The sequence below is a fragment of the Agromyces sp. CF514 genome (assembly GCF_900113185.1).
GTDB lineage: Bacteria > Actinomycetota > Actinomycetes > Actinomycetales > Microbacteriaceae > Agromyces.
Genome location: NZ_FOZD01000001.1, coordinates 534,805 through 559,517, shown reverse-complemented (window position 1 = coordinate 559,517; position 24,713 = coordinate 534,805). Strand labels below are relative to the sequence as shown.

Annotated in this window: 21 protein-coding genes; 9 read left to right on the top strand and 12 right to left on the bottom strand. The window is 70.2% G+C overall.

What is annotated here, in order from left to right; all coding sequences use genetic code 11:
- Nucleotides 1-7: 7 nt before the first annotated feature.
- Nucleotides 8-904 (bottom strand): HAD family hydrolase, encoded by an 897-nt coding sequence (locus BM342_RS02465; protein WP_255368468.1) that lies wholly within the window; start codon nt 902-904, stop codon nt 8-10.
- Nucleotides 901-2,169 (bottom strand): serine--tRNA ligase, encoded by a 1,269-nt coding sequence (gene serS, locus BM342_RS02460; RefSeq protein ID WP_092963937.1) that lies wholly within the window; start codon nt 2,167-2,169, stop codon nt 901-903. Before serS ends, BM342_RS02465 begins: the two co-directional genes overlap by 4 nt.
- 45 nt (nt 2,170-2,214) lie before the next feature.
- Here serS and BM342_RS02455 point away from each other — a divergent pair, with 45 nt between their 5' ends.
- A complete protein-coding gene (locus tag BM342_RS02455) occupies nt 2,215-3,231 on the top strand; it encodes a diacylglycerol/lipid kinase family protein (RefSeq protein WP_177232023.1) in 1,017 nt (338 codons plus the stop codon).
- A 301-nt stretch (nt 3,232-3,532) separates the two neighbouring features.
- On the opposite strand, the gene BM342_RS19380 is transcribed toward BM342_RS02455, so the two are convergent.
- Both BM342_RS19380 and pheA read right to left on the bottom strand, forming a co-directional pair.
- Complete coding sequence (locus BM342_RS19380; protein WP_143109732.1) at nt 3,533-3,958, bottom strand: hypothetical protein; 426 nt, start codon at nt 3,956-3,958, stop codon at nt 3,533-3,535.
- 360 nt (nt 3,959-4,318) lie between these two features.
- On the bottom strand, nt 4,319-5,275 hold the full coding sequence (pheA, locus tag BM342_RS02445) for a prephenate dehydratase (protein WP_092963935.1): 957 nt from the start codon (nt 5,273-5,275) through the stop codon (nt 4,319-4,321).
- Nucleotides 5,276-5,354: 79 nt separating this feature from the next.
- Here pheA and BM342_RS02440 point away from each other — a divergent pair, with 79 nt between their 5' ends.
- Nucleotides 5,355-6,641 carry a DUF445 domain-containing protein gene (locus BM342_RS02440; RefSeq protein WP_092963934.1) on the top strand — a complete coding sequence of 429 codons (1,287 nt, stop codon included), beginning with the start codon at nt 5,355-5,357 and terminating at the stop codon, nt 6,639-6,641.
- A gap of 63 nt (nt 6,642-6,704) precedes the next feature.
- Nucleotides 6,705-8,330, top strand: a complete 1,626-nt coding sequence (gene pgm / locus BM342_RS02435; protein WP_092963933.1) for a phosphoglucomutase (alpha-D-glucose-1,6-bisphosphate-dependent) — start codon at nt 6,705-6,707, stop codon at nt 8,328-8,330.
- 91 nt (nt 8,331-8,421) lie between these two features.
- Here pgm and BM342_RS02430 read toward each other — a convergent pair whose 3' ends face one another.
- From BM342_RS02430 to BM342_RS02420, 3 genes are all read right to left on the bottom strand, one after another.
- Nucleotides 8,422-10,020: an amidase domain-containing protein gene (locus BM342_RS02430; protein ID WP_092963932.1), complete on the bottom strand. Its 1,599-nt coding sequence runs from the start codon at nt 10,018-10,020 to the stop codon at nt 8,422-8,424.
- A gap of 98 nt (nt 10,021-10,118) precedes the next feature.
- Nucleotides 10,119-11,456: an MFS transporter gene (locus tag BM342_RS02425; protein WP_092963931.1), complete on the bottom strand. Its 1,338-nt coding sequence runs from the start codon at nt 11,454-11,456 to the stop codon at nt 10,119-10,121.
- A gap of 82 nt (nt 11,457-11,538) precedes the next feature.
- On the bottom strand, nt 11,539-12,369 hold the full coding sequence (locus BM342_RS02420; RefSeq protein WP_255368467.1) for a M15 family metallopeptidase: 831 nt from the start codon (nt 12,367-12,369) through the stop codon (nt 11,539-11,541).
- A gap of 218 nt (nt 12,370-12,587) precedes the next feature.
- On the opposite strand from BM342_RS02420, the gene BM342_RS02415 reads away from it, so the two are divergent.
- The 5 genes from BM342_RS02415 (at nt 12,588) to BM342_RS02395 (ending at nt 18,621) form a co-directional block, all read left to right on the top strand.
- Nucleotides 12,588-13,859, top strand: coding sequence for an ABC transporter substrate-binding protein (locus BM342_RS02415; protein ID WP_177232022.1), 1,272 nt, complete (start codon nt 12,588-12,590; stop codon nt 13,857-13,859).
- 181 nt (nt 13,860-14,040) lie between these two features.
- Nucleotides 14,041-15,102, top strand: coding sequence for a carbohydrate ABC transporter permease (locus BM342_RS02410; protein WP_255368743.1), 1,062 nt, complete (start codon nt 14,041-14,043; stop codon nt 15,100-15,102).
- Entirely contained in the window at nt 15,099-16,031 is a 933-nt protein-coding gene (locus tag BM342_RS02405) for a carbohydrate ABC transporter permease (protein ID WP_092963929.1), read from the top strand. Before BM342_RS02410 ends, BM342_RS02405 begins: the two co-directional genes overlap by 4 nt.
- Nucleotides 16,028-17,500: a GH1 family beta-glucosidase gene (locus BM342_RS02400; protein ID WP_092963928.1), complete on the top strand. Its 1,473-nt coding sequence runs from the start codon at nt 16,028-16,030 to the stop codon at nt 17,498-17,500. The genes BM342_RS02405 and BM342_RS02400 overlap by 4 nt, the downstream gene beginning before the upstream one ends.
- Nucleotides 17,501-17,598: 98 nt before the next feature.
- Nucleotides 17,599-18,621 (top strand): LacI family DNA-binding transcriptional regulator, encoded by a 1,023-nt coding sequence (locus tag BM342_RS02395; protein ID WP_092963927.1) that lies wholly within the window; start codon nt 17,599-17,601, stop codon nt 18,619-18,621.
- Between the two features lie 28 nt (nt 18,622-18,649).
- Here the strand turns inward: BM342_RS02395 and BM342_RS02390 are convergent, their stop codons facing one another.
- The 4 genes from BM342_RS02390 to BM342_RS02375 all read right to left on the bottom strand — a co-directional run bounded on the left by BM342_RS02390 (nt 18,650) and on the right by BM342_RS02375 (nt 23,119).
- Nucleotides 18,650-20,569: an MDR family MFS transporter gene (locus tag BM342_RS02390; protein ID WP_092966397.1), complete on the bottom strand. Its 1,920-nt coding sequence runs from the start codon at nt 20,567-20,569 to the stop codon at nt 18,650-18,652.
- A gap of 129 nt (nt 20,570-20,698) precedes the next feature.
- Entirely contained in the window at nt 20,699-21,598 is a 900-nt protein-coding gene (locus BM342_RS02385; RefSeq protein WP_255368466.1) for a DNA-methyltransferase, read from the bottom strand.
- Between the two features lie 29 nt (nt 21,599-21,627).
- Nucleotides 21,628-21,948, bottom strand: coding sequence for a hypothetical protein (locus BM342_RS02380; protein ID WP_092963925.1), 321 nt, complete (start codon nt 21,946-21,948; stop codon nt 21,628-21,630).
- 121 nt (nt 21,949-22,069) lie between these two features.
- Entirely contained in the window at nt 22,070-23,119 is a 1,050-nt protein-coding gene (locus tag BM342_RS02375) for a lipoate--protein ligase family protein (protein ID WP_092963924.1), read from the bottom strand.
- 43 nt (nt 23,120-23,162) lie between these two features.
- Between BM342_RS02375 and BM342_RS02370 the strand changes: the two genes are divergently transcribed.
- Entirely contained in the window at nt 23,163-23,807 is a 645-nt protein-coding gene (locus tag BM342_RS02370) for a histidine phosphatase family protein (protein WP_092963923.1), read from the top strand.
- 4 nt (nt 23,808-23,811) lie between these two features.
- On the opposite strand, the gene BM342_RS02365 is transcribed toward BM342_RS02370, so the two are convergent.
- Nucleotides 23,812-24,660 carry an alpha/beta fold hydrolase gene (locus tag BM342_RS02365; protein ID WP_092963922.1) on the bottom strand — a complete coding sequence of 283 codons (849 nt, stop codon included), beginning with the start codon at nt 24,658-24,660 and terminating at the stop codon, nt 23,812-23,814.
- Between the last annotated feature and the right edge of the window lie 53 nt (nt 24,661-24,713).

Genomic DNA, 24,713 nt, shown 5'->3' with positions numbered 1-24,713 from the left:
ACGCCTGCTAGGGCAGCGTGTCGAGCACCTCGGCGAGCCCGGCCTCGTCGATGCCGCCGGTGACCTCGGTCGCGGCCGCCTTGACCTCGTCGGGCGACTGGCCCATGGCGACCGCGCGACCGGCGGCGCCGGCCCAGGTGAACATCTCGATGTCGTTGCGGCCGTCGCCGACGGCGATGACGCGGTTCAGCTCGTGCCCCTGCCAGCCGCGCACGCGCTCGAGCGCGGTCGCCTTGCTGACGCCGTCGGGCGCGATGTCGAGCCAGGCGGTCCAGCCGATCGCGTAGCTGACCTGGTGCAGGCCCATGCCCGCGACGAGGTCCATGAACTCCTGCGTCTCGTGTTCGGGCGAGACCACGACAACTCGCGTCGCACTCGGCACGAACAGGCCCTCGAACTCGACCTGGCGGGCCGAGTCGAGATTCCAGGTGTCCATTCCCGCCGTGTAGAGCCGCTCGCCGTCGGGCAGCTCGACCATGAACCGCCCCTCCGGCAGGAACGACCGGATGCGCTCGAGCGCCTTCGTCGGGTCGAACGTCTCGACGTGCGATCGCACGTACCTGTCGGACGCAGCCCTGTCGGACGCCGCCTTGTCGGACGCCGCGTCGTCGAGCTTCATCGTCACGGCGCCGTTCGCGCAGACCACGTACTCGGGGCGGAGGCCGAGCGCGTCGAGCACGGTCGACGTGCCGGCCCACGAGCGGCCGGTCGCGATCGTGACGTCGTGCCCGCGATCCCGGGCGGATGCCACGGCCGAAGCCACCGCGGGATCGATGGTCTCGTCTTCGTGCATGATCGTGCCGTCGACGTCGAGCGCGACGAACCACGGGTCTTCAGTCGGGCGGATGGGCGCGTCGGCGTGATCCGGTGCCCGGAGGTCGGCCCGCGGCATCCGCTCGCTCATCGCGTGACGGGCTCGAGCACCTCGAGGCCGCCGAGGTAGCCCCGCAACGCCTCGGGCACGCGCACCGACCCGTCGGCCTGCTGGTGCGTCTCGAGGATCGCGACGATCCAGCGCGTGGTGGCGAGCGTGCCGTTGAGGGTGGCGACGGGCGCCGTCCTGCCCGATTCGGTGCGGTGACGGATGTCGAGGCGCCGCGCCTGGTACGTGGTGCAGTTCGAGGTCGACGTGAGCTCGCGGTACGCGCCCTGCGTGGGCACCCACGCCTCGACGTCGTACTTGCGGGCAGCGCTCGAACCCAGGTCGCCCGCGGCGGTGTCGATGACGCGGTACGTGAGCCCCAGGTCCTGCAGCATGCCCTCCTGCCACGCGAGCAGGCGGGCATGCTCGGCCTCGGCATCGGCCGGGTCGACGTAGCTGAACATCTCGAGCTTGTTGAACTGGTGCACGCGGATGATGCCGCGGGTGTCCTTGCCGCCCGAGCCCGCCTCGCGGCGGTAGCAGGTCGACCAGCCGGCGTAGCGGATCGGGCCGTTCGACACGTCGATGATCTCGTCGGCGTGGTAGCCCGCGAGCGCCACCTCGCTCGTGCCGGTCAGGTAGAGGTCGTCGGCCGGCAGGTGGTAGATCTCGTCGGCGTGCGCGCCGAGGAACCCGGTGCCCTGCATGATCTCAGGGCGTACGAGCGTCGGCGTGATGAGCGGGGTGAAGCCCGCGGCCAGGGCCCGGTCGAGTCCCATGGTCATGATCGCGAGCTCGAGACGGGCGCCGATGCCCTTGAGGTAGTGGAAGCGGGCGCCCGAGACCTTCGCGCCGCGCTGCATGTCGATCGCGTCGAGCAGCTCGCCGATCTCGAGGTGGTCGCGTGGCTCGAAGTCGAACGTCGGCACCTCGCCGACCGTCTTGATCAGCAGGAAGTCGTCTTCGCCGCCCGCGGGCACGCCGTCGATCACGACGTTGCCGATGCGGCGGACGGCCTCGGTGAAGGCGTCTTCGGCGACGGCGACGTCGGCGTTGGCCTGCTTGACCTTCGCCGCGAGCTCCTGCGCCTGCGCCACGAGTGCGGCCTTCTCGTCTTTCGGGGCCTGCGCGACCCGCTTGCCGAACGCGTTCTGCTCGGCGCGCAACGCCTCGAAGGCCGTGATGGCGTGACGACGTGCGGCGTCTGCGGCCACGGCGTCGTCGACGAGGTCGGGAGACTCGCCGCGGAGTTCCTGCGAATGCTTGATCAGGTCGGGGTTCTCGCGGAGCAGCACGGGGTCGATCACGCGTGCCAGTCTAGCCGCGGCATCCGAATGGAATATGTTTGCTCCGTGGTGCGGGGCGGCAAGCAGCAGGCGGCGGAGACCGCAGGCGATCAGCCGCGCGTCGCGGTGATCTTCAACCCGAGCAAGCAGGGCGTCGAGAACCTGCGCAAGGCGATCACCGAGGTCGCCGCGCTCCAGGGCTTCGCCGAGCCCCTGTGGATCGAGACGACGGTCGACGACCCGGGCAAGGGCATGGCCCACGAGGCGCGCGAGTCGAAGGTCGACCTCGTCATCGCAGCGGGCGGCGACGGCACGGTTCGCTCGGTCGCCGCCGGGCTCCGCGACAGCGGCCTGCCCATGGGCATCGTGCCGATCGGCACCGGCAACCTGTTCGCCCGGAACGTCGACATCCCCGTCAACGACATGCGCGACGCCGTCGTGCTCGCATTCTCCGGCCTCGACCGCGCGGTCGACGTGGTCGTCGCCGACATCACCCGCCCGAACGGCGACACCGAGACCCACACGTCGCTGGTCATGGCCGGCATCGGCATCGACGCCACCATGATCTCGAGCACGAACCCCGACCTGAAGAAGCGTGTGGGCTGGCTCGCCTACGTCGACGCCGGGCTCCGCGCGCTGCCCGCCTCGAAGCCGTATCGGGCCTACTACCGCACGGATGCCGGCCGCTTGCACCGGTCGAAGGTCTCGACCATCCTCGTGGCGAACCTCGGCTACCTGCCGGGCAACATCGAGCTGATCCCCGACGCCCAGCTCGACGACGGACGCCTCGACATGGCCGTGCTGCAGCCGCGCAACTTCCTCGAGTGGCTCTTCATCTGGCGCAAGGTCACATGGGAGAACCCGGTGCTGCGCAAGTCCGCCATCGGCCGGCAGATCATGGACCTCACCGGCGGCAGCCGTCGCCGCGAGATCGTCTACTCGCGCGGGCGCTCGGTCGACATCGAGATCGGCGAGGGAGCCGAGGAGTTCGAGATCGACGGCGACGAGTTCGGCACCGTCGTGTCGGCGCGGTTCACGGTCGATCCCGCCGCGCTCATCATCCGCGTGCCGTCGCTCGACTGACCTGCGGCCTTCGCAGCACGCGGCCAGAAGCACCACGCGAACACGAGGGCCAGGGCGGATGCGGCGGCGAACCCGCCGAGGACCGTCGCGGCCATGCCCGCGGCATTGATCCACGCGTACATCGCGTTCACCTCGACCTGCACCGCGGTCTGCTCCCCGACGGTGACGCTCTGCTGGAACGAGCTGATCGCCTGGTACCCGTCGGCCTGTGCGCGCGAGACCCACTGCAGCAACAGGACGGATCCGACGAGCAGCGCGATGAGCGCGATCACCGCGGGATTCCGGAATGCCGACCGACGGGTCACGATCGCCCGCGTCCCGTCTGCACGGCCCAAAGTCCGACGACGAGGACGACGCCGACGACCCCTGCCTGCATGAACCCGCTGCTCAACGAGTAGACCGCGCTCTGCAGCGCCTGCTCCTCGCTCGACAACGTCATCATCCCGCTCATCTGCATGAGGTTGATATTCCAGTAGAGAACCGCACCCGTCAGCACGAACCCGATGCTCGCGACGAGCGCAACCCAGTACCGCAGTGACGGATGCCGCACGAACGGCGACTCGCTTTCGGGCTCGGGTTCGACGACGAAGCGGGCGTCACCACGCTCGGAATGCATGCCGGGATCGGCATGCTCGCCGATGGCGCTCGGTGGAGGGCCGATGCGGGCTTGCTGCGGTGCGGAGCGCGCGTCGGAACGTGGCGCGAACATCGCCTCGTCGTCGGGCACGGGACGGGGGGCGTGGCCCGCCTCCGCCTGCGCCTCCGGAGCGAAGTACGCCAGCAGGGCAGCGGCATGGTCGGGCTCGGTGGCCCGGTCGGCCTCGAGGACGGCAGCCTCCTCGCGGTGCGACGCAGGTCGCTCGGCAACGGCGCCGACCTGGCGGGGCCCGTACAGCTCGGTCTCCACCGTGCTGGGCGGGGCCGTCGGCTCACGACGCGTGGACGCGCGGCGGTCCGCCGCGACATCCGGAACATACCCGCGTTGGAATCTGGGATCGAACCTCGGGTCGATGCCCCGCGCAGCCTCGTCGCTCATCGCGTTTCCTTCGGTCTCAGTGCCTGCGTGCCGGATGCTCGCGCTCGCCCGTCAGTCGGGCTCGCCGCTCAGCAGGCCGCGCAGCCAGTCGCGCGCCTCGATGAAGATCTCGTCATCGTACTTCGCGTGGTACTCGATCTCGCGCTGGTCGGCGCGGGGATACGAGCCGAGGAAGATCACGTTCGGGCTCGTGCGCCGGAGGCCGAGCAGGGCGTCGGCGACGCGCTCGTCGGCCACATGCCCATCGAGGTCGACCACGAAGCGGTAGCGCCCGAGGGCGTCGCCGATGGGGCGGGACTCGAGCAGCGAGAGGTTCACGCCTCGCGTCGAGAACTGCTCGAGCATCGCGAGCAGCGCGCCGGGTTCGTCGCTCGGCAGTTCGACGATGAGGCTCGTCTTGTCGGCGCCCGTGGGCTCGGGCAGCACGCGCGACCGCGAGACCAGCACGAACCGCGTCACCGCGTTCGGGTTGTCGCCGATGTCGCGGGCGAGCACGGTCACGTCGTGGTGGTCGGTGATGCCGGGCGGGGCGACCGCGGCGTCGGCCGTGTTGTCGGCGTCGAAGAGGGATGCCGCGGACTGCACGTTGCTCGAGGCGGGGATGTGGCCGTGCTCTGGCAGGTGCCGTTCGAGCCATCCGCGCGACTGGGCGTAGGCGACCGGGTGCGCGTTGACGGTGCGCACGTCGTCGAGCGTCGTGCCGTGGCGTGCGACGAGCACGAAGTTCACGGGCACCAGGTACTCGCCGACGATGCGCAGGCCCGGCACCGTCGCGAGCGCGTCCTGCGTGGCCGAGACCCCGCCCTCGATCGAGTTCTCGATCGCGATGACGGCGGCGATCGAGCGGCCGCTCGTGACATCCGCCAGTGCTTCGCCCACGTTGTTGACCGAGCGCCACGTCTTGCCTGCCGCCTCGGGCACCTGCTTCAGTGCGGCCTCGGTGAACGTGCCCGCCGGCCCCAGGTAGGAGTAGGTGTCCTCCGGGCGTGCAGGTGCGGCATCCGTCATGGAGCAAGCCTAGCCAGCGGTCGCAGGTCGAGGGGCTAGCGTCGGAACCGTCCGCAACGCGAATCGTGAGGAGATCGCGATGACCACGACCGTCGAACGCCCCACCCGGCCGCCCGTTCCGACCGAGGCCGAACGGCTGGCTGCGCTGCGGCGCATGAAGCGGCTCGCGACCTCGCTGCTCGTCGTCGCCGCGATCGTGTTCGCCGTCGCGTTCGCACTGCAGGACGAGATCCCCTGGATGGGCTACGTACGCGCCGCCGCCGAGGGCGCGATGGTCGGCGCGATCGCCGACTGGTTCGCGGTGACGGCGCTGTTCCGCCGGCCGCTCGGGCTGCCGATCCCCCACACCGCGATCATCCCGACGCGCAAGGACGAGATCGGCGCGACGCTCGGAGCCTTCGTGGAGGACGAGTTCCTCTCGGACGACGTCGTGCTCGGCAAGCTCCGCTCGATCGGCATCTCGCGCCGCCTGGGCGGGTGGCTCGCGATGCCGGCGAACGCCGAACGGCTCACCGCCGAGGCCACCGTCGCCGCACGCGGCGTGCTCGAACTGCTCGGCGACGACGACGTCGCCGACGTGATCGAACGGCTCGCCCGCAAGCACCTCTTCGAGCCCGAGTGGTCGCCCTCGATCGGCCGGGTCGGGGCGCGGCTCGTGGCGGCGGACCAGCAGCGGGCCGCGGTCGACGCCCTGCTCGTCAAGGCCGAGGACTGGCTCGTCGCCCATCCCGAGGCGTTCGGCAGCATGGTCTCCGACCGCCTGCCCCGCTGGATGCCCGGGTTCGTCGACCGGCTCGTCGACGACCGCGCGGCTCGCGAGGTGCTCGGGTTCGTGCGTGCCGTGCGCGCCGACCCGCGGCATCCGCTCCGCGAGGCGATCGACCGCTACCTCGCCGACCTCGCCGATGCGCTGCAGCACGACCCCGCGACGATCGCACGCGTCGAGGGCATCAAGCTGGACCTGCTCGAGAGCCCCCGCGTGCGGGAGTTCGCCGGCGAGGCCTGGACCGCCGTGAAGGCCGCGCTCGACGAATCGCTCGCCGACCCCTCGAGCGAGCTGCGGCAGAGCCTCGCCTCGGCGATCGCCGAGGTGGGATCCCGGCTCGTGGCCGACGAGGCGCTCGCGGCGAAGGTCGACACCTGGGTGACGGATGCCGCGGCCTACGTCGTGCGCACGTACCGGCACGAGATCGCGGGCGTCATCACCGAGACGGTCGAGCGGTGGGACCCGGCCGAGACCACCCGCAAGCTCGAGATCCAGGTCGGGCGCGACCTGCAGTTCATCCGCATCAACGGCACCGTCGTGGGCGCGCTCGCCGGCCTCGCGATCTACTCGGTCGCGACGGCCCTGCACGCGCTCGTCTGAGGTGCCGCGACCCGACGACCCGGCGGGGATGCGGCGGGCGGTCACTCGCGCCAGACTGGTCGCATGCACGCACGCGCGGGAACCCCGGCCACCGAGTCCGACCTCATCGACGTCGAAGCCCTCATCAGGGCGTATTACGAGCTGACACCGGATGTCTCGGTGCCCGAGCAGCGCGTCGCGTTCGGCACCTCGGGCCACCGGGGCTCGTCGTTCAACACGGGCTTCAACGAGCACCACATCCTCGCGATCACGCAGGCGATCGTCGAGTACCGCGCCACGCAGGGCATCACGGGACCCCTGTTCATCGGCTCCGACACGCACGCGCTCAGCGCCCCCGCCCAGACCACGGCGCTCGACGTGCTCGTCGCGAACGGCGTGCGCGTGCTCGTCGACCAGTACGACGACTACGTGCCGACGCCCGCGCTCTCGCACGCGATCCTCACGTGGAACAACGACCCGGCCAAGCGGGCAGAGGGCGAAGCCGACGGCATCGTCATCACGCCGAGCCACAACCCGCCGCAGGACGGCGGCTTCAAGTACAACCCGCCGCACGGCGGCCCCGCCGATTCCGACGCCACGAGCTGGATCGCGAATCGCGCCAACGAGCTCATCGCCGACGGGCTGCGCGACGTCAAGCAGGCCGAGCCGAGCGCCGTCGAGACCTACGACTTCCGCACCGCCTACGTCGCAGACCTCGCGAACATCATCGACATCGACGCGATCAAGCGCAGCGGCATCCGGATCGGCGCCGACCCGCTCGGCGGGGCCTCGGTCAACTACTGGGCCGCGATCCGCGACACGTACGGGCTCGACCTCACGGTCGTGAACGAACGCGTCGACCCGACCTGGTCGTTCATGACGCTCGACTGGGACGGCAAGATCCGCATGGACCCGTCGTCGCCGAGCGCCATGGCCTCGGTGCTCGAGCACGGCAGCGCCTTCGACATCCTCACGGGCAACGACGCCGACGCCGACCGACACGGCATCGTCACGCCAGACGGCGGACTGATGAACCCCAACCACTACCTCGCGGTCGCGATCGAGTACCTCTTCGCGCACCGGCCCCAATGGCGGGCGGATGCCGCGATCGGCAAGACGCTCGTGTCGAGCTCGATGATCGACCGGGTCGCGGCGGCCCTCGAGCGCAGGCTGTGGGAGGTGCCGGTCGGGTTCAAGTGGTTCGTGCCCGGCCTCGTCGACGGCTCGGTCGGCTTCGGCGGCGAAGAGAGCGCGGGCGCCTCGTTCCTGCGATTCGACGGCACGGTCTGGACCACCGACAAGGACGGCATCCTGCTCTGCCTACTCGCCTCCGAGATCCGCGCGGTCACCGGCAAGTCGCCGTCGGCGCTGTATGCCGAGCTGGTCGAGCGCTTCGGCGATCCGGCCTACGAGCGCAAGGACGCCGCGGCCACGCCCGCGCAGAAGGCCGCGCTCGGCAAGCTCACCGGCGACGCCATCGCAGCGACCGAACTCGCGGGGCAACCGATCACCGCGAAGCTCTCGCACGCGCCGGGCAACGACGCCGCGATCGGCGGCGTCAAGGTCGAGACGGCCGACGCCTGGTTCGCGGCACGCCCGAGCGGCACCGAAGACGTCTACAAGATCTACGCCGAGTCGTTCCTCGGCGCCGAGCACCTCGCGCAGGTGCAGGAGGAGGCCAAGCGGGTCGTCGACTCGGCGCTCGGCTGAACGCCCGCCTCAACGGCGAACGCCCGGTCGAGCGAGGCTCGACCGGGCGTTCTGCGCGTGGCGCGGCATCCGGATCAGCGGATCGGTCCGATCAGTGGATCGAGAAGTACGTGACGTACCCGCCGCCCGAGGCGAGCGCCTCGTCGACGTCCCAGTAGTCGGCGTCCTTCGTGTGGCCGCCGACCCAGATCTTCGTGCCGGCGTCGCTGTGCTCGACCCGCGTGACGACGGCCGTGTGGTCGCGGTCGCCCGAGCCGTCCCAGTCGAACTGGGCGATGTCGCCGACCTTGACCAGGCCGCGCTGCGAGTCGTCGAGGTAGGTCGCGCGCGCGGTCTGCGTCAGCAGGTAGTCGCGGAGCGCGGTCGAGCTCGCCCAGCTCGGCGACATGGCGCCGGTCGAGCCGTCGTAGTACCAGCCGCCGTCCATGGCGAAGCCGCGCGCCGCGAGCGACTGGCTCGCGAAGTTGGCGCAGTCGACGCCGTCGAGCACGGGGTACTGCGCGGTGTTGTAGTTGTTCCAGTGCGCGAGCACGTAGTTCAGCTGGGCGTCGATGCCGGGGTCGCTCGTGTACGTGAACGTGAGGTCGATCGGCTTGTCGACGGTCGCCTCGGCCTCGAGCGCCGCAGGCGCGAGCTGCGTCAGGAGCGACGCGGTCTGCGAGATCGGCGCGTCGGTGGTCACGGCCTCGATCGGCGTGCCCTCGGCGTCGGCGACGGTGATCGGCATGGCCGCACCCTGGTCGGCCTCGGCGACGGCGGGCACCTGGAAGGTGAGCTTCGTGTCCTCGGCGGCGACGATCGTCGCTGGCGTCGACCCGACGGTCACCGACGTGGCCTCGTCGAGGGAGTGGCCGGTCAGCGTGACCTCGGCGCCACCCGTGAACGGCGCACTCGCGGTCGAGAGCGCGCTCGTGATCTTCGGCGAGAGGTCGGGCTCGGCGACGGTGAGCGAGTCTCCGGCCGAGGCGCCGGGGCCTGCGCCCGCGTCGGGGTGGGTGTCGACCACGTCGTGCACGGCGGAGTCCGTCGCGGTGGTCGAGGGCTCGGCCTCGGCGGGAAGCAGCGCGCCGAACGCGCTGAGCCCCATGAACGCGGCGGCCGAGCCGAGAGCGGCCGACCGTTTGAACGCGGAGCCCTTCGCCGGCGCCTTCGTGCCTCGGCGGTTGCGGACGCGCTCGGCGCGGTGCCTCGGCTGGGCGGGTGCCGTGATCGAGGGCCTCGCGGCGTCGACGCCTGCCGACGCGGTATCGGTCGCACCGGTCGTCGCGGTGCCGTCCGTCTCGGGCAGGGCCCGGTCGTCGGTCTCGAGGGCCGTCAGGGTGATGTCGGTCTCGACGAGGCCCGTGGCGTCGGTCTCGACGATCGTCGCGGTGTCGTCGGTCGCGACCGAGGCCTCGGCATCGATCGCGTCGACCGCGGGCGTGGCCACGATCGCGGAGTCGGCGACCATCACGGAGTCGGCAACCATCACGGAGTCGGCAACGATCACGGAGTCGGCATCGATCGCGGTCGCGACGACCGGCTCGACGACCGGCTCGACAACCGTCTCGACGTCGGTCGACGCCGCTGCGGAGCGGCCCCGACGGCGCGCGCGCAGCTTGGACGAGGGAGCGTCCTTCGGTTCGGGCGCCGCGGTGGGGGCTTGGAACGTGGCGCGGCGGAGGACGGGAAGATCGGAGGGATTCAGCAAACCGGAGAGTTTCGTGTCGGCGTTAAGGGGGACTTCCAGCCCAACACGCCAAATTGTGAGGATCCCTCTCGAACGCTGGGAGACCTATGAGAGCGCGCTCACGCAGAAACGGCGCGGCTCGACAGCGCCAGGCGCAGCCCGACGACCGCGAGCGGCACCAGTACGAGCAATGCCACCATGTTCACACCCGCGAATCCGAAAGCGCCGAGCACCAGCCCGGAAAGGGCTGCGGATGCCGCGGCCGCGACGTTCATCGCAGCATCCGTCGCCCCTTGGAGCGGAACGCGCAACCGGGAGTCGACCGAGGTGGTGAGCAGCGTCGACCCGCCGATCATGCCCGCCGACCAGCCGAGGCCGAGCAGGCCGAGTGCGAGCGGCACGAGCAGCACGTCGTCACCGGGCGCGAGGATGCCGATCACGGCCGCCGAGACCAGGATCGCCGCGCCGAGCAGCACGACCCGCACCGAGCCGACCCGGTCGACGAGCCACCCCATGAGCGGGCTCGCACCGTACATGCCGAGGATGTGGATGCTGAGCACGAGGCCGACGAGGCTCAGCGACAGGCCGTGCTGGGTCATGTGGATGGGCGTCATGACCATGACGCCGACCATGACGGTGTGCGAGCAGACGATCGCGAGGATCGCGAAGAGGGAGCGCGGCGACCTGGCGGCCTCGCGCAGCGCGGAGAACGAGCCGATCGGGGCATCCGCGGCACCAACTGCCGGATCGTCGAGGCGGCTCGCCTCGCCCTCGGTCGTGTCGTTCGAGACCGCCCCACTCCCCGTCTGCACCGTGTCGGTCTCGAGCACGCCGGCACGGGGCATGCGAAGCAGCGTGGCCACCAGGAGCGTCGAGGTCGCGAACGCGACCGCCGAGAAGATGAACGGACCCACGAGCTGCGGGAGGCCCAGCCCCTCGCCGAACTCGTTGCCGAACTCGGAGAGCAGGGGGCCTGCGACCGAGCCGATCGTGGTGGCCCAGAGCACGACCGACATCGACCGCGCCTCGAACCCGGGCGCCGCGACCTCGGTCGCCGCGAACCTGGCCTGGAGCCCGGCGGCAGCGCCGGCCCCGAACGCCGCGAGGCCGAGGAACACGAGCGGCGCCCATCCGCTCGCCGCGGCGGCGACGACCAGCAGTGCACCCACGGCGGCGAGCCCGTAGCCGACGGCCAGCGCGACGTGCCGACCGGCGCGGATCGCGAGCCGGGCCAGCGGGATCGCGACGATCGCCGCCCCGAGCACGCTCGACGACTGCGCAAGGCCGCCCATGGCCACGACCCCCGTGAGGTCGGCGACAAGGATCGCCGCGAGCGCCATGCCGGTCGCGACGCCGATGCCCGCGAGCAGCTGGTTCGCGACGAGCACGCCGAGCGCGAGCCCGCGGCGCGGGCGACGTGGCGCAGCGGCGGCCGCCCGCGGCATCCGCTCGGTCATCGAGGCACGTTCGTCTGACCGGTCACGCCGTCATCGTATCGACGCCCGCCGACACCCGATCAGGTCGCGATCGCGCCCGGCGTCACTGGTCGAGCGGCACCGACGGCAGTCCGAAGAACTCCTCGAGGGTGGTGAAGCCCGTGTCGTGCATCTCGGTCGCGAGGTCGACGCCGATGTAGCGGTAGTGCCAGGCCTCGTGCGGGTAGCCGGTGACGTCGACCTTGTCGGCCGGGTACCGCAGCAGGAACCCGAACCGGTAGGCGTTGGCGCGCAGCCACTCGCCCTCGGGGCTGTCTTCGAGGCACTCGAACGTGCAGCCGTTCTCGGCGCCGATGTCGATCGCGAGGCCGGTCTGGTGCTCGCTCGCCCCCGGCGGGGCGGTCGTCGGGTCGCTGCCGTCGCCGTAGAGCTCGACCTGCGTCGAGTAGCTGCGGAAGGCGCTGTTCGACGCGAGGTACAGGTCGGCCTCGTCGGTCGCCGCCTGGAACATCGCGGCGGCGGCGTCGGAGGCCTCTTGACGCATCATCGGCTCCCACGTGTGGGCGACCGGGACATCGACGAGGTCGACGGGCTCGTAGTCCTGCGGGTTCAGCGGGCGGAGCTTGTTGACGACCACCCAGATGCTCGCCGGGTCGTCGATGGAGCCCGCCGTCTTGTCGAACGTGTCGACCGCCGCGGGAGCGATGGCCTCGCTCGGGGCGGGGCGCGGGGCGGCATCGGCCCCCGCCGACGTCGCGTCGCCGTTCGGGTTCGTGGTGGATGCGGCGCCGGATGCCGCCCCCTGCGGGGCCCCGGCGACGGCGCCGATGACGACGACGGCGATCGCGACGAGCACGAGGCTGAGCACGCCCGCAACGGTCAGCCGACGCCGCTGGACCTCTTCTGAGGGGTACTCGCGCTCGTCTGCTGACACCGTACGAGTCTACGACGAGCCACTTCGAACCCTCCGATCAGGAGACGCACAGGTCACGCTTCGATAACGAAGGCTCGGAATGAGAGCGCTCTCTTGACATTCGTGAGAGCGCTCTCGTAGAGTCATCGACGCATCGTGAGAGCGCTCTCACCCAGTGGGTCGGCGCGTCCTCACGTGACCATTCCGCAACCCCATCCCACGCACACAAAGGAGTGACCGTGAAGCTTTCACGACGCACCAGGGCGATCGCAGCCGTCGCAGGCGCAGCATCCATCGCCATCATCGCCGCAGGCTGCGCGCCCTCGTCCGACTCGGGCAGCGACGGCGGCACCGTCGAGCTGACGGTCGCCACCTTCAACGACTTCGGCTACACCGACGAACTCCTCCAGGAGTACATGGACGAGAACCCGAACGTGAAGGTCGTCCAGAACGTCGCCGCCACGTCGAACGACGCCCGCGCGAACTACTTCCAGAAGCTCGGCAAGAAGGGCCTCGCCGACGTCGAGGCCATCGAGGTCGACTGGCTGCCCGAGGTCATGCAGTACTCCGACCTGCTCGCTCCGGTCCCCGCCGACCTGAAGGACCGCTGGCTCGACTGGAAGACCGACGCCGCGACCGACGCCGACGGCAACCTCATCGGCTACGGCACCGACATCGGCCCCGAGGGCGTCTGCTACCGCTCCGACCTGTTCGCCGCTGCCGGCCTCCCGACCGACCGCGAAGAGGTCGCCAAGCTCCTCGAGGGCGACTGGGCCAAGTACTTCGAGGTCGGCGCCCAGTACACCAAGGCGACCGGCGCCGCGTTCTTCGACTCGGCCGGCGGCACCTACCAGGGCATGATCAACCAGGTCGAGGCCGCATACGAGGACCCCGACTCCGGCGACATCATCGCGACCGAGAACCCCGAGGTCGAGGACCTCTACAACCAGGTGCTCGACGCCAGCGCGACGCAGTCGGCCCACCTCGGCCAGTGGAGCGACGACTGGTTCGCAGGCCTCTCGAACGGCGCCTTCGCGACCATGCTCTGCCCGGGCTGGATGCTCGGCGTCATCTCGGGCAACGCCGAGGACGTCACCGGCTGGGACATCGCCAACACCTTCCCCAACGGCGGCGGCAACTGGGGCGGCTCGTACCTGACCGTCCCCGCCAACGGCGCGAACGTCGAAGAGGCGCAGAAGCTCGCCGACTGGCTGACCGCTCCCGAGCAGCAGGTCAAGGCGTTCGAGAACGCCGGCACCTTCCCGAGCCAGAACGAGGCCCTGACCTCCGACACGCTCCTCGGCTCGACCAACGAGTACTTCAACAACGCCCCGGTCGGCCAGATCCTCACGGACCGCGCCAACGCCGTCACCGTCGCCCCCTTCAAGGGCCAGTTCTACTTCCAGGTGAACGACGCGATGCAGCAGGCGCTGACCCGTGTCGAGGACGGCACGCAGGACAAGAAGGCTTCGTGGGACCAGTGGGTCTCCGAAGTCGAGGCGATCGGCTGACCTGAGCTGACGCACCACGTGGCGGGTCGGGACATGTCCCGGCCCGCCACGCCCCTCGCACCGAACCGGAACCACTGAAGGAACGACCGTGACCTCGACAGAAACGGCGACGCCGTCCGCCCCGAGCCCCGAGCAGGCACGGCCCGACCGCACCGAACGCACCGAGCGCTCCCCCCGCCGCATCGCCTTCGGGCACCGGCTGAGCCGCTGGGACCTCAAGCTCTCGCCCTACCTCTACATCTCCCCGTTCTTCATCCTCTTCGTGATCACCGGGCTCTTCCCCATCGCGTACACCGCGGTCATCTCCTTCATGGACTGGGACCTGGTGCGCAACAGCGGCACCTTCATCGGCTTCGACCAGTACGTCTACGTGCTCACCCAGCCGAAGTTCTGGATCGCCCTCCGCAACACCTTCAGCATCTTCCTGCTGTCGAGCGTGCCCCAACTGATCCTCGCGGTCTTCATCGCGACCATGCTCGACCAGAACATCCGCGCCAAGACCTTCTGGCGCATGGGCGTGCTGCTCCCCTACGTCATGGCCCCCGTCGCCGTGGCCCTCATCTTCAGCAACATGTTCGGCGACAAGTACGGCCTCATCAACACGCTGCTCGGCAACATCGGCCTTCCCCCGGTCATGTGGCACAGCAACGCGTTCGCGAGCCACATCGCCATCGCGACCATGGTCAACTTCCGCTGGACCGGCTACAACACCCTGATCCTGCTCGCGGCCATGCAGGCCATCCCGCGCGACTACTACGAGGCCGCGGCCATCGACGGCGCGAACCGCTTCCGCCAGTTCACCGCGATCACCCTTCCGAGCCTGCGCCCGACCCTGATCTTCGTGATCATCACGTCGACCATCGGCGGCCTGCAGATCTTCGACGAGCCCCGCATGTACGACCAGTTCGGCACCGGCGGCGCCAACTCGCAGTGGCTGACGATCTCGCTCTACCTCTACGACATCGGCTGGGGGCAGTGGAACTTCGGTCGCGCGGCCGCGCTCGCCTGGATCCTGTTCCTCATCATCCTCGCGATCGGCGTGATCAACATGCTGGTCACCAACCGCCTCGTCCGCGACGAGGGCTCCCGCGACGGCCTCAGTCGCCGCAACCGTCGGGCCGCGGCCATCGCCGCCCGCAACGACCTGGAGCACCGCGTCGGCAGCACCGTGCGCGACGGCAGGGCCGAGGCCGGCGCCGCGGCATCCGATTCGAACGAACAGACCACGGAGGTGGCACGATGACCGCCACGGAACCCACGACCCAGGCCACCACGAACCTGAACACCGTCGCCTCGGTGACCGTGAACGCGGCCGACCCGAAGCGTCGCCTCCGCTCGCGCCCCGTGCGCGGCTCGCGACCCGGCTGGTTCGTGTACACGGCCCTCGCGATCGTGCTCGGCTCGGCGCTGTTCCCGTATTACTGGTCGCTCCTCATCGGATCGGGCGATGCCGGCACCATCCGCGACCAGAACATGTCGTGGCTGCCCGGCGGCAACTTCATCGAGAACGCCCTGACCGTCGTCAACGACCCCGCCGTGAACTTCTGGCGCGCACTCTGGAACTCGATCTACAGCTCGGCGCTCATCGCCCTGTCGGTGGTCTTCTTCTCGACGCTCGCGGGCTGGGCGTTCGCGAAGCTCAAGTTCAAGGGCGGCAAGGTGCTGCTCGTCTTCGTCGTCGCGACCATGGCCGTGCCCATGCAGCTCGGCGTCGTGCCGCTCTACATCCTCTTCGCGGACCTCGGCTGGACCGGTAACATCGGCGCGATCATCATCCCCGCACTCGTGACGGCGTTCGGCGTGTTCTGGATGACGCAGTACATCCAGCAGTCGGTGCCCGACGAGCTGCTCGAGGCGGCCCGCGTCGACGGCGCCAACTCGTTCCGCACGTTCCTCACGGTCGGCCTGCCGGCAGCCCGCCCCGCCGCGGCGATGCTCGGCCTGTTCACCTTCGTCACCGCGTGGAACAACTTCTTCTGGCCGTTCATCGTGCTGGACCGCAGCGACCCGACGCTGCCCGTCGCGCTCTCGCTCCTGCAGTCGAACCACTTCGTCGACTACTCGATCGTGCTCGCCGGCGTGCTGCTGTCGACCATCCCCCTGCTCATCCTCTTCGTGTTCGCGGGCAAGCAGCTCGTGAGCGGAATCATGGCGGGAGCCGTGAAGGGATGACCATCGAACTCCGAAAGGACACCAGCGCTGTGAACTTCGCTGCAGCCGCGAACCGCCCGTTCCCCACCGACTTCCTGTTCGGTGCGGCGACCGCCGCCTACCAGATCGAGGGCGCAGCCCACGAGGGCGGCCGCAAGGACTCCATCTGGGACGCCTTCAGCCGCGTGCCGGGTGCCGTCATCAACGCCGACAACGGCGACGTCGCCTGCGACCACTACCACCGCTACGCCGACGACGTCGCGCTCATGAAGCGCATCGGACTGCAGACCTACCGCTTCTCGACCTCGTGGGCGCGCATCCGCCCCGACGGCGGCCCGGTCAACCCCGAGGGCATCGACTTCTACTCGCGCCTGGTCGACGAACTGCTCGGCGCCGGCATCAAGCCGTGGCTCACGCTCTACCACTGGGACCTCCCGCAGGCCCTCGAGGAGAGGGGCGGCTGGGCCAACCGCGACACGGCCGAGCTCTTCCGCGACTACGCGCTCTCGGTGCACGACGCGCTCGGCGACCGGGTCGACGTGTGGACCACGCTCAACGAGCCCTGGTGCTCGTCGTTCCTGAGCTACACCGGCGGCGCGCACGCACCCGGCCGCCAGAGCGTGCCCGACGGCATCGCGGCGGGCCACCACCTCATGCTCGCCCACGGCCTCGCCGTGCAGGCGCTGCGCGAGCGCGACCCGAAGCTCGAGCTCGGCATCACGCTGAACCTCGCGCCCGTGCACGCCGTGAACCCCCAGGACCCCGCCGACGTCGACGCAGCGCGTCGCATCGACGGCCAGTTCAACCGGTTCTTCCTCGACCCGATCTTCCGAGGCGAGTACTCGGCGGACCTCGTCGAGGACCTCGGCCCGCTCGGGCTCGACGCGGTCATGAAGCCCGGCGACCTCGAGATCATCTCGACGCCCATCGACACGCTCGGCGTGAACTACTACCACGGCGAGTACGTGAGCGGTCACGCTCCGGCGGAGGTCCGGGTCGGCGCCGCGCCGACCGACCGCACGACGCGATCGCCCTTCCCCGCTGCCGAGAACGTGCACTGGCACCCTCAGGACCTGCCGATCACCGCCATGGACTGGGAGGTCGAGCCCGACGGTCTGCGCGACCTGCTGGTTCGCGTGCACCGCGAATATGCGGATGCCGCGGGCGTGCGCCTGTTCGTCACCGAGAACGGCGCCGCGTACGACGACGTCGTCGAGGCCGACGGCGCGGTGCACGACGCCGGGCGCGCCGAGTTCCTGCGCGGCCACCTCGGCGCGATCCTCGACGCGGTCGACGAGGGCGTGCCCGTGCACGGCTACTTCTACTGGTCGCTCATGGACAACTACGAGTGGGCATGGGGCTACGACAAGCGTTTCGGCCTCGTGCGCGTCGACTACGGCACGCAGGAGCGCACCATCAAGGACAGCGGGCTGTCGTACTCGGCGATCATCGCTTCGCGGTCGCTGCCGGCGGCGCCGCAGGCGAGCTGAGCCGCCAACGGGATCCGGCCGCCCAGCGGCATCCGTCGACGGCTCCACACCGGTGATCACCGATCGTGGAGCCGTCGACGCGCACATAGACTGACCGAATGCAGGGGGGTGACGACATCAAGACACGACCGACCGCACCGACCCTCGAAGAGGTCGCTCGCGAGGCGAACGTGTCGCGCGCGACCGTGAGCCGCGTCGTGAACGGCTCGCCCAAGGTGCGCCCCGACGTGGTGACCGCGGTGAACGCCGCGATCGCCAAGCTGAACTACGTGCCGAACCGGGCCGCCAGATCGCTGGCGAGCCGCACCTCTGGCGCGATCGCGCTGATCGTGCCCGAAGACACCGCGTTCTTCTTCGGCGACCCCTACTTCGCGGCGATCGTGCAGGGCATCACCCGCCGGCTCGAAGAGAGCGACTACCTGCTCAACCTGCTCGTCGCCTCCACCGACCCGGGCCACAAGACCGCGCGCTACCTGCGTTCCGGCGTCGTCGACGGCGCGCTCGTCGTCTCGCACCACGAGGGCGACGACCTGCAGCACGAGGCCGGCATGATGCTGCCGCTCGTCTACGGCGGCCGTCCGTCGCAGCCGGGCGACCACTTCTTCGTCGACGTCGACAACGTCGAGGGCGGGGCCATCGGCACCCAGCACCTCATCGACGTCGGGCGCCACCGCATCGGCACGGTCACCGGGCCCCTCGACATGCCCGCGAGCGTCGACCGGCTCGACGGCTACCGCCGCGCCATGGGCGCGGCCTCCCTGCCCGACGACGCCGTCGAGACGGCGGACTTCACGGCGGCAGGCGCCGTCGCAGCCACCCGCCGCCTGCTCGACCGCGTTCCCGACCTCGACGGCATCTTCGTCGCGAGCGACATCATGGCCACCGGCGCGCTCTCGGTGCTGCGCGAGCGCGGCCGGTCGGTGCCCGGCGACGTCGCGGTCGTCGGATTCGACGACAGCCCCGCGGCCACGTCGTCGGCGATCCCCCTCACGACCGTGCACCAGCCCTCCGAGCAGATGGGCTTCGAGATGGCCGACCTGCTGCTGCGCCACCTCGCCGGCGAAGACGTCCCGCGCCGCAGCATCATGCCGACGCACCTCGTGCGCCGCGCCTCGGCCTAGCGCATCGCACGCGGCACGTCGCGCACGGTCAGTGCCGAGGGCCGCTCGGCGGCTCGTCGTCGTCGATCGCGTGCAGCGATCCCGTGGTGGGTTCGAGCAGCGCTCCCGAGAGCCGCGCCGCATGGTGCGCGACCTCGTCGATCTCGGGCTCGTCGTCTCCCGGCACGACGCCGGCGACCACACGGCGACGGTGCGCGGCATCCGTCGTCCGCCCGTCAGACTTCGCGTGGGCGGGTTGCTGCTCGGCGACGTCCGCATCGGTGAGCGTCTCGGCCTCGTCGAGCCCCTGAGCCACGAGCTCGGCGGCCGCTGCGAGGTCGACGGCGTTCGCGTCGGCCTCCTCCTGCATGGCGGAGACCTGCCTCAGCGGCAGCGCGGGCACGAACCACGCGACGACGAACGCCAGCACCGAGATGACGAACCCCAGCCAGTACACCGAGACCGTCGCGTCGTTGAAGCCCACGAGGAACGGCTCGGCCAGCCGCGGGTCGGCGCCGACGAGGAACGAGCTGTCGGTGTCGAGCGCATCGCCGATCTGCGCCGGGTCCTGCGTGCTCAGCAACGCCAGGATGTCAGCGTTCGCCGGATCGGCCTGCACGGCCGGGTCCTGCGCCGCCTCGGTGAGCGGCCCGATGATGTCCGGATCGCTGAACGCCGCAGTGAGCGTCTCGGCGAGCCGCGAGAACAGCAGCGAGAAGAACACCGCCGTACCGAGCGTGCCGCCGATCTGGCGGAAGAACGTCGAGGCGCTCGTCGCAACCCCCATGTCCCGAGCGGTGACGGCGTTCTGGCTCGCGATCGTGAGGGTCTGCATGAGCTGACCGAGGCCGAGGCCGATGATCGCCATGCCGGTCATGATGAACCAGATGCCCTGATCAGCGGTGAGGTTTGTGAGCCACAGGTACCCGAGCGCGAGGAACGCCGTACCGAGGATCGGGAATATGCGGTACCGGCCCGTGCGCGCGATGATCTGGCCACTCCCGATCGACGAGACCATCAGCCCGAGGATCATCGGCAGCATGAGCAGGCCGCTCTCGGCCGGCGTCGCGCCCTGCACGAGCTGCAAGTAGAGCGGGATCGTCATCATCGCGCCGAACATGGCGAAGCCGACGAGCAGGCCGAGCCCCGCGATCACCGAGAACGTCGGGATGCGGAACAGCTTCATGGGCAGGAGGGCGTCCTGCTTCATCCGGATCTCGGTCAGGATGAACGCGACGATGCCGATCGCGCCGACGACGTAGCAGCCGATCGCCCACGCGGAATCCCAGCCCCATTCGGTGCCCTGCTCGGCCACGATGAGCAGCGGCACGAGCGCGACGACCACGAACGTCGCGCCCCACCAGTCGATGCGCACCTTCTCGGCCGTGCGGAACCGCGGCACGTGCAGGAAGCGCACGACCATGAACAGCGCGACGATGCCGACCGGGATGTTCACGAGGAACACCCACCGCCACCCTGCGACGAAGAGGATCTCCTCGGTGCCCGAGAGCAGGCCGCCGATGAGCGGCCCGATGACGCTCGAGATGCCGAACACCGCGAGGAAGTATCCCTGGTACTTCGCGCGTTCGCGCGGCGCGAGGATGTCGCCCATGATCGCGAGCGGCAGCGCCATGAGCCCGCCGGCGCCGATGCCCTGCAGGGCGCGGAAGGCCGCCAACTGGTACATCGTCTGCGACATGCCCGAGAGCAGCGAGCCGAGCAGGAAGATGCCGATCGCGAACAGGAACAGCGGGCGTCGGCCGAACAGGTCGCTCAGCTTGCCGTAGATCGGCGTCGTGATGGTCGCGGTGATGAGGTACGCGGTCGTCACCCACGCCTGCAGGTCGAGGCCGCCGAGGTCGTCGGCGATCGTGCGCATCGACGTGCCGACGATCGTCTGGTCGAGCGCCGAGAGGAACATGGCGGACATCAGTCCGAAGATCACCAGCAGGATCTGCCGGTGCGTCATGAGCGGGGCGGATGCGCCGCCCGGCGCGTTCGCCGCATTCGAGTCGTTCGGTGCTGAGGCCGTCACCCGCCCGACGCTACTCCCGCTGAGGGGGTTACGAGAAGGGCGGCGCGCCCATGGGTAACCGGCTCAGCCCGGCTCGACGCCCTCGAACTCGACGCCCTCGATGCTCGCGAACCTCGCGCGCATGACGGCGATCGCCTCGGGGTTCTCGTCGACGAGCACGAACCGTCGGCCGAGGGTCGCGGCCACGGCACCGGTCGTGCCCGATCCGGCGAAGAAGTCGAGCACCCAGTCGCCCTCGCGGGTCGACGCCTGCACGATGCGCCGCAGGATGCCCTCGGGCTTCTGCGTCGGATACCCGGTCTTCTCACGGCCGGTCGGCGACACGATCGTGTGCCACCAGACATCCGTCGGCAGCTTGCCGAGCTCCGCCTTCTCGGGCGTCACGAGCCCGGGCGCCATGTACGGCTCGCGGTCGACCGTCGTCGAGTCGAACCAGTACGCCGCCGGGTTCTTCACGTACACGAGGATCGTGTCGTGCTTGGTCGGCCACTTGCGCTTGGCCTTCGCGCCGTAGTCGTAGGCCCAGATCAGCTCGTTGAGGAAGCACTCGCGCCCGAACAGCGCATCGAGCAGCACCTTCGCGTAGTGCGCCTCGCGATAGTCGAGGTGCAGGTACAGGGTGCCGTCGTCGGCGAGCAGCCGCCATGCCTCGACGAGGCGCGGCTCGAGGAACCCCCAGTAGTCGTCGAAGCGGTCGTCGTAGCGCAGCAGGTCGCCCCTGATGCGTTCGTAGCGGCGGCCCGCGAATCCGGTGATGGTTCCGGCCGCGCCCTTGGAGCCGGGCGGTGGCGTCGCGTCATCCGTCGCCTCGACCCTGATGTGGCTGGTCGCCCGACGGGTCTGTGCGCGCCCCGTGTTGAACGGCGGATCGAGGTAGATGAGCGTGAAGCGCCCGTCGGGGAGCGTGGGGAGCACGGCGAGGTTGTCCGCGTGGATGATGCGGTCGGGCTCGTCGTGGGTCACGCGCTCCAGTCTGGCAGTGACCGGGTCGGTCAGCGCTCGACGTCGAGACGGATGCTGCCCTTGAAGCGATTGGGAGCACCGGCTTCAGCGTCGGCCGCAGCGTACGAGATGCCCTTGTCGGGGTCGCCCGCGAGCGGTGCGGGCGTGGGGAGCCGCGCCTGGCGCTCCTGCTCGATCTGCGCCTCGTACTTGCGCGGGGCGAAGACCTCGTCGCCGATCATCATGACGGCACTGCCGCTCGGCTTGCCCTTGCGGGTCTTGTCGGAGAGGTCGACCCACCCCCGGCGCACCGAAAGGGTCAGCGCGGCGACGATGAGCACACCGAGGCCGAGCCAGATCCACCACTCCATCCGGCGATTGTACCTGCGCCGGATGAGCGTTCCTCACACGGGCTTCGAGCCGAGCGGATGCCTCGCGCAGCCGCTGCGACGACACCGCTGCCGCTGCGACTGCCGCTGCGGCTTCGGGCGGTCACGGCACGCGGTAGAGCCACTCCTCGCTCGCGAACTTCGACTCGGCGAGCGCCTCGGCCTCGGCGAGCTCGTCGGGAGCGACCGTGCCACGGGTCGCGCCGTGCAGCGACACGAAGGTCTGGATGAGCGCCTCGATGATCGCCGCGCGGCTGAGCCCGGTCTGCGAACGCAGCGGGTCGACGCGCTTGGCCGCAGAGGCGATGCCCTTGTCGCTGATCTTCTCGCGGCCGATGCGCAGCACCTCGAGCATCTTCTCGTTGTCGAGGTCGTACGCCATGGTCACGTGGTGCAGCACGCCGCCGGATCCGAGGCGCTTCTGCGCGGCCCCGCCGATCTTGCCCAGGGGCGAGGCGATGTCGTTCAGCGGCTGGTACGTCGCCTCGATGCCGAGGCCGCGCAGGCCCTGCAGCACCCAGTCGTCGAGGAACGCGTAGGAGTCGGCGAAGCTCATGCCCTGCACGAGTTCGGCCGGCACGTACAGCGAGTAGGTGACGACGTTGCCGCGCTCCATCATCATCGCGCCGCCGCCCGAGATGCGGCGCACGACGTCGAAGCCGTTGCGCTCGGCGCCCTCGGGGTCGACCTCGTTCTTCACCGACTGGAAGCTGCCGATCACGACGGCCGACTCGTCCCACTCCCAGAAGCGCAGGGTCGGCTTGCGACGACCGTCGCCCACGCGCGTGGCGAGCACCTCGTCGAGCGCGAGGTGCACGCGCGGCGACACGGCCGGGTCGTGCACGACCTCCCACTCGTAGTTCGACCAGCTCGTGGCATCCGTCAGCGCACGCCGCACCGCGACCGCGACGGCCTCGGGCGAGAAGCCGAGCAGCACCGCGTCGGGTCGGAGCGCCGCGGCGACGGCGGCCGCGATGGTCTTGGCATCGGCCGCCGCGGCGAGCCCGTCGAGCGCCCCGTCGATGTCGGCGAGCGCCTCGTCGGGCTCGAGGAAGAAGTCGCCTGCGACCCTGGGCGAGCGGATGACCCCGTCGACGACGTCGAAGTCGACGACCACGAGCTTGCCACCGGGAACCTTGTACTCACCGTGCATGAGGGACAGCCTACGATCGAATCGTGGACCTGAGGGGGCTGCGATGACGACGTTCTTCCTGGCACGGCACGGCGAGACCGTCTGGCACGCCGACCATCGGTACGCCGGCAACTCGGATGTCGCGCTCACGCGCCACGGACTCGGTCAGGCGGCCGCGCTCGGCGCCTGGGCGGTCGACGCCGAGCTCGACGCGATCGTGGCCTCGCCGCTGAGCCGCGCGCGACGTTCGGCGGCGCCCTCGGTCGAGACCACGGGCCTGCCGCTGCGCGTCGACGACCGGCTCGTCGAGATCGACTTCGGCGACGCCGAGGGCCTCACTCCCGACGAGCTCGTGGAGCGGTTCCCCGACGAGTGGGCGGCCTTCTGCCGGGCCCCGGCGAGCAACCCGTTCCCGGGCGGCGAGACCGGTCGCGCCGGCATCGCCAGGGCCATTCCGGTGTTCGACGAGCTCGTCGAGGAGTTCCCCGACGGGCGCGTGCTCATCGTGGCGCACGCGACGCTGATCCGGCTGCTGTTCTGCGAGCTGGCCGGCATGGATCCCGACGGCTACCGCGACCTGCTGCCCGTGCTCGGCAACTGCCACGTCACGACGATCGTCTACCCGTGGGCGACGGAGTCCGACGCATCGCACCACCCGCGCATCCGCCTGCTCGGCTACGACGTGCCGCCCTGGCACGCGAAGATGTAGCCGGTCAGTCGACCGCGAAGCGCTCGTCGAGCCAGGTGATGAGGTCGCTGCGCACCTCTTCGCGGTTCGTCTCGTTGAAGACCTCGTGGCGGGCGTCGTCGTAGACCACGAGGGTCACGTCGACCAGGCCCGAGCGACGCGTGTACGCCTTGGCGAGCTTCACGGCGCTCTGCTCGCCGCCGAGCGTGTCGTCGGAGCCGACCATGATGAGCAGCGGCAGCTCGGGCGGCAGGTGCTTCGCGGGCCGGCCGAGCAGGCGCATGGCGTCGAGCGTGCCGAACAGCTTCCGCAGCGGCACCTCGGTCGTGTAGGGGTCGGCCATGAACGCGGGCGCCACCGCAGGGTCGCGGCTCAGCCACTCCACCGGCGTCGGCCCGAGGTGCTTGTGGCGGGCGTTCAGGTCGCCGCCGTTCATGTCGAACAGCGTGCGGTACGCGGTGCCCGTGAGCACGACGGCGTCGTAGTCCCGCGGATGCCGGTTGACGATGATCTGCGCCATCAGCGAGCCCCACGAGTGACCGAGCAGCACGAGCGGCACGTCGGCACCCTCGGTCTCGCGGATCACGCCCGTGAACTGGTGCACGGCATCGATCGTGGCGCGCAGGCCGCCAGGCCCGAGGCGGCCGATGCGGTCGAGGTCGCCGCCGTGCTGCTCGAAGCCGGTCTGGCCGTGGCCGCGATGATCGTCGGCCCACACGGAGTAGCCCGCCTCGTTCAGCGCGGCGACGAGTTCGCCGTAGCGTCCGATGTGCTCGCCGACGCCGTGCGCGAGCTGCACCACCGCGGTCGGCTCGGGCACCCGCCACGCCTGGTAGTGGATGTGGACCCCGTGCGCATCGGTGAACGTCGGCATGCGCACATCATGGCAGGCGCGGCATCCGCTCGACAGGTGCGACCTTCGCGTCG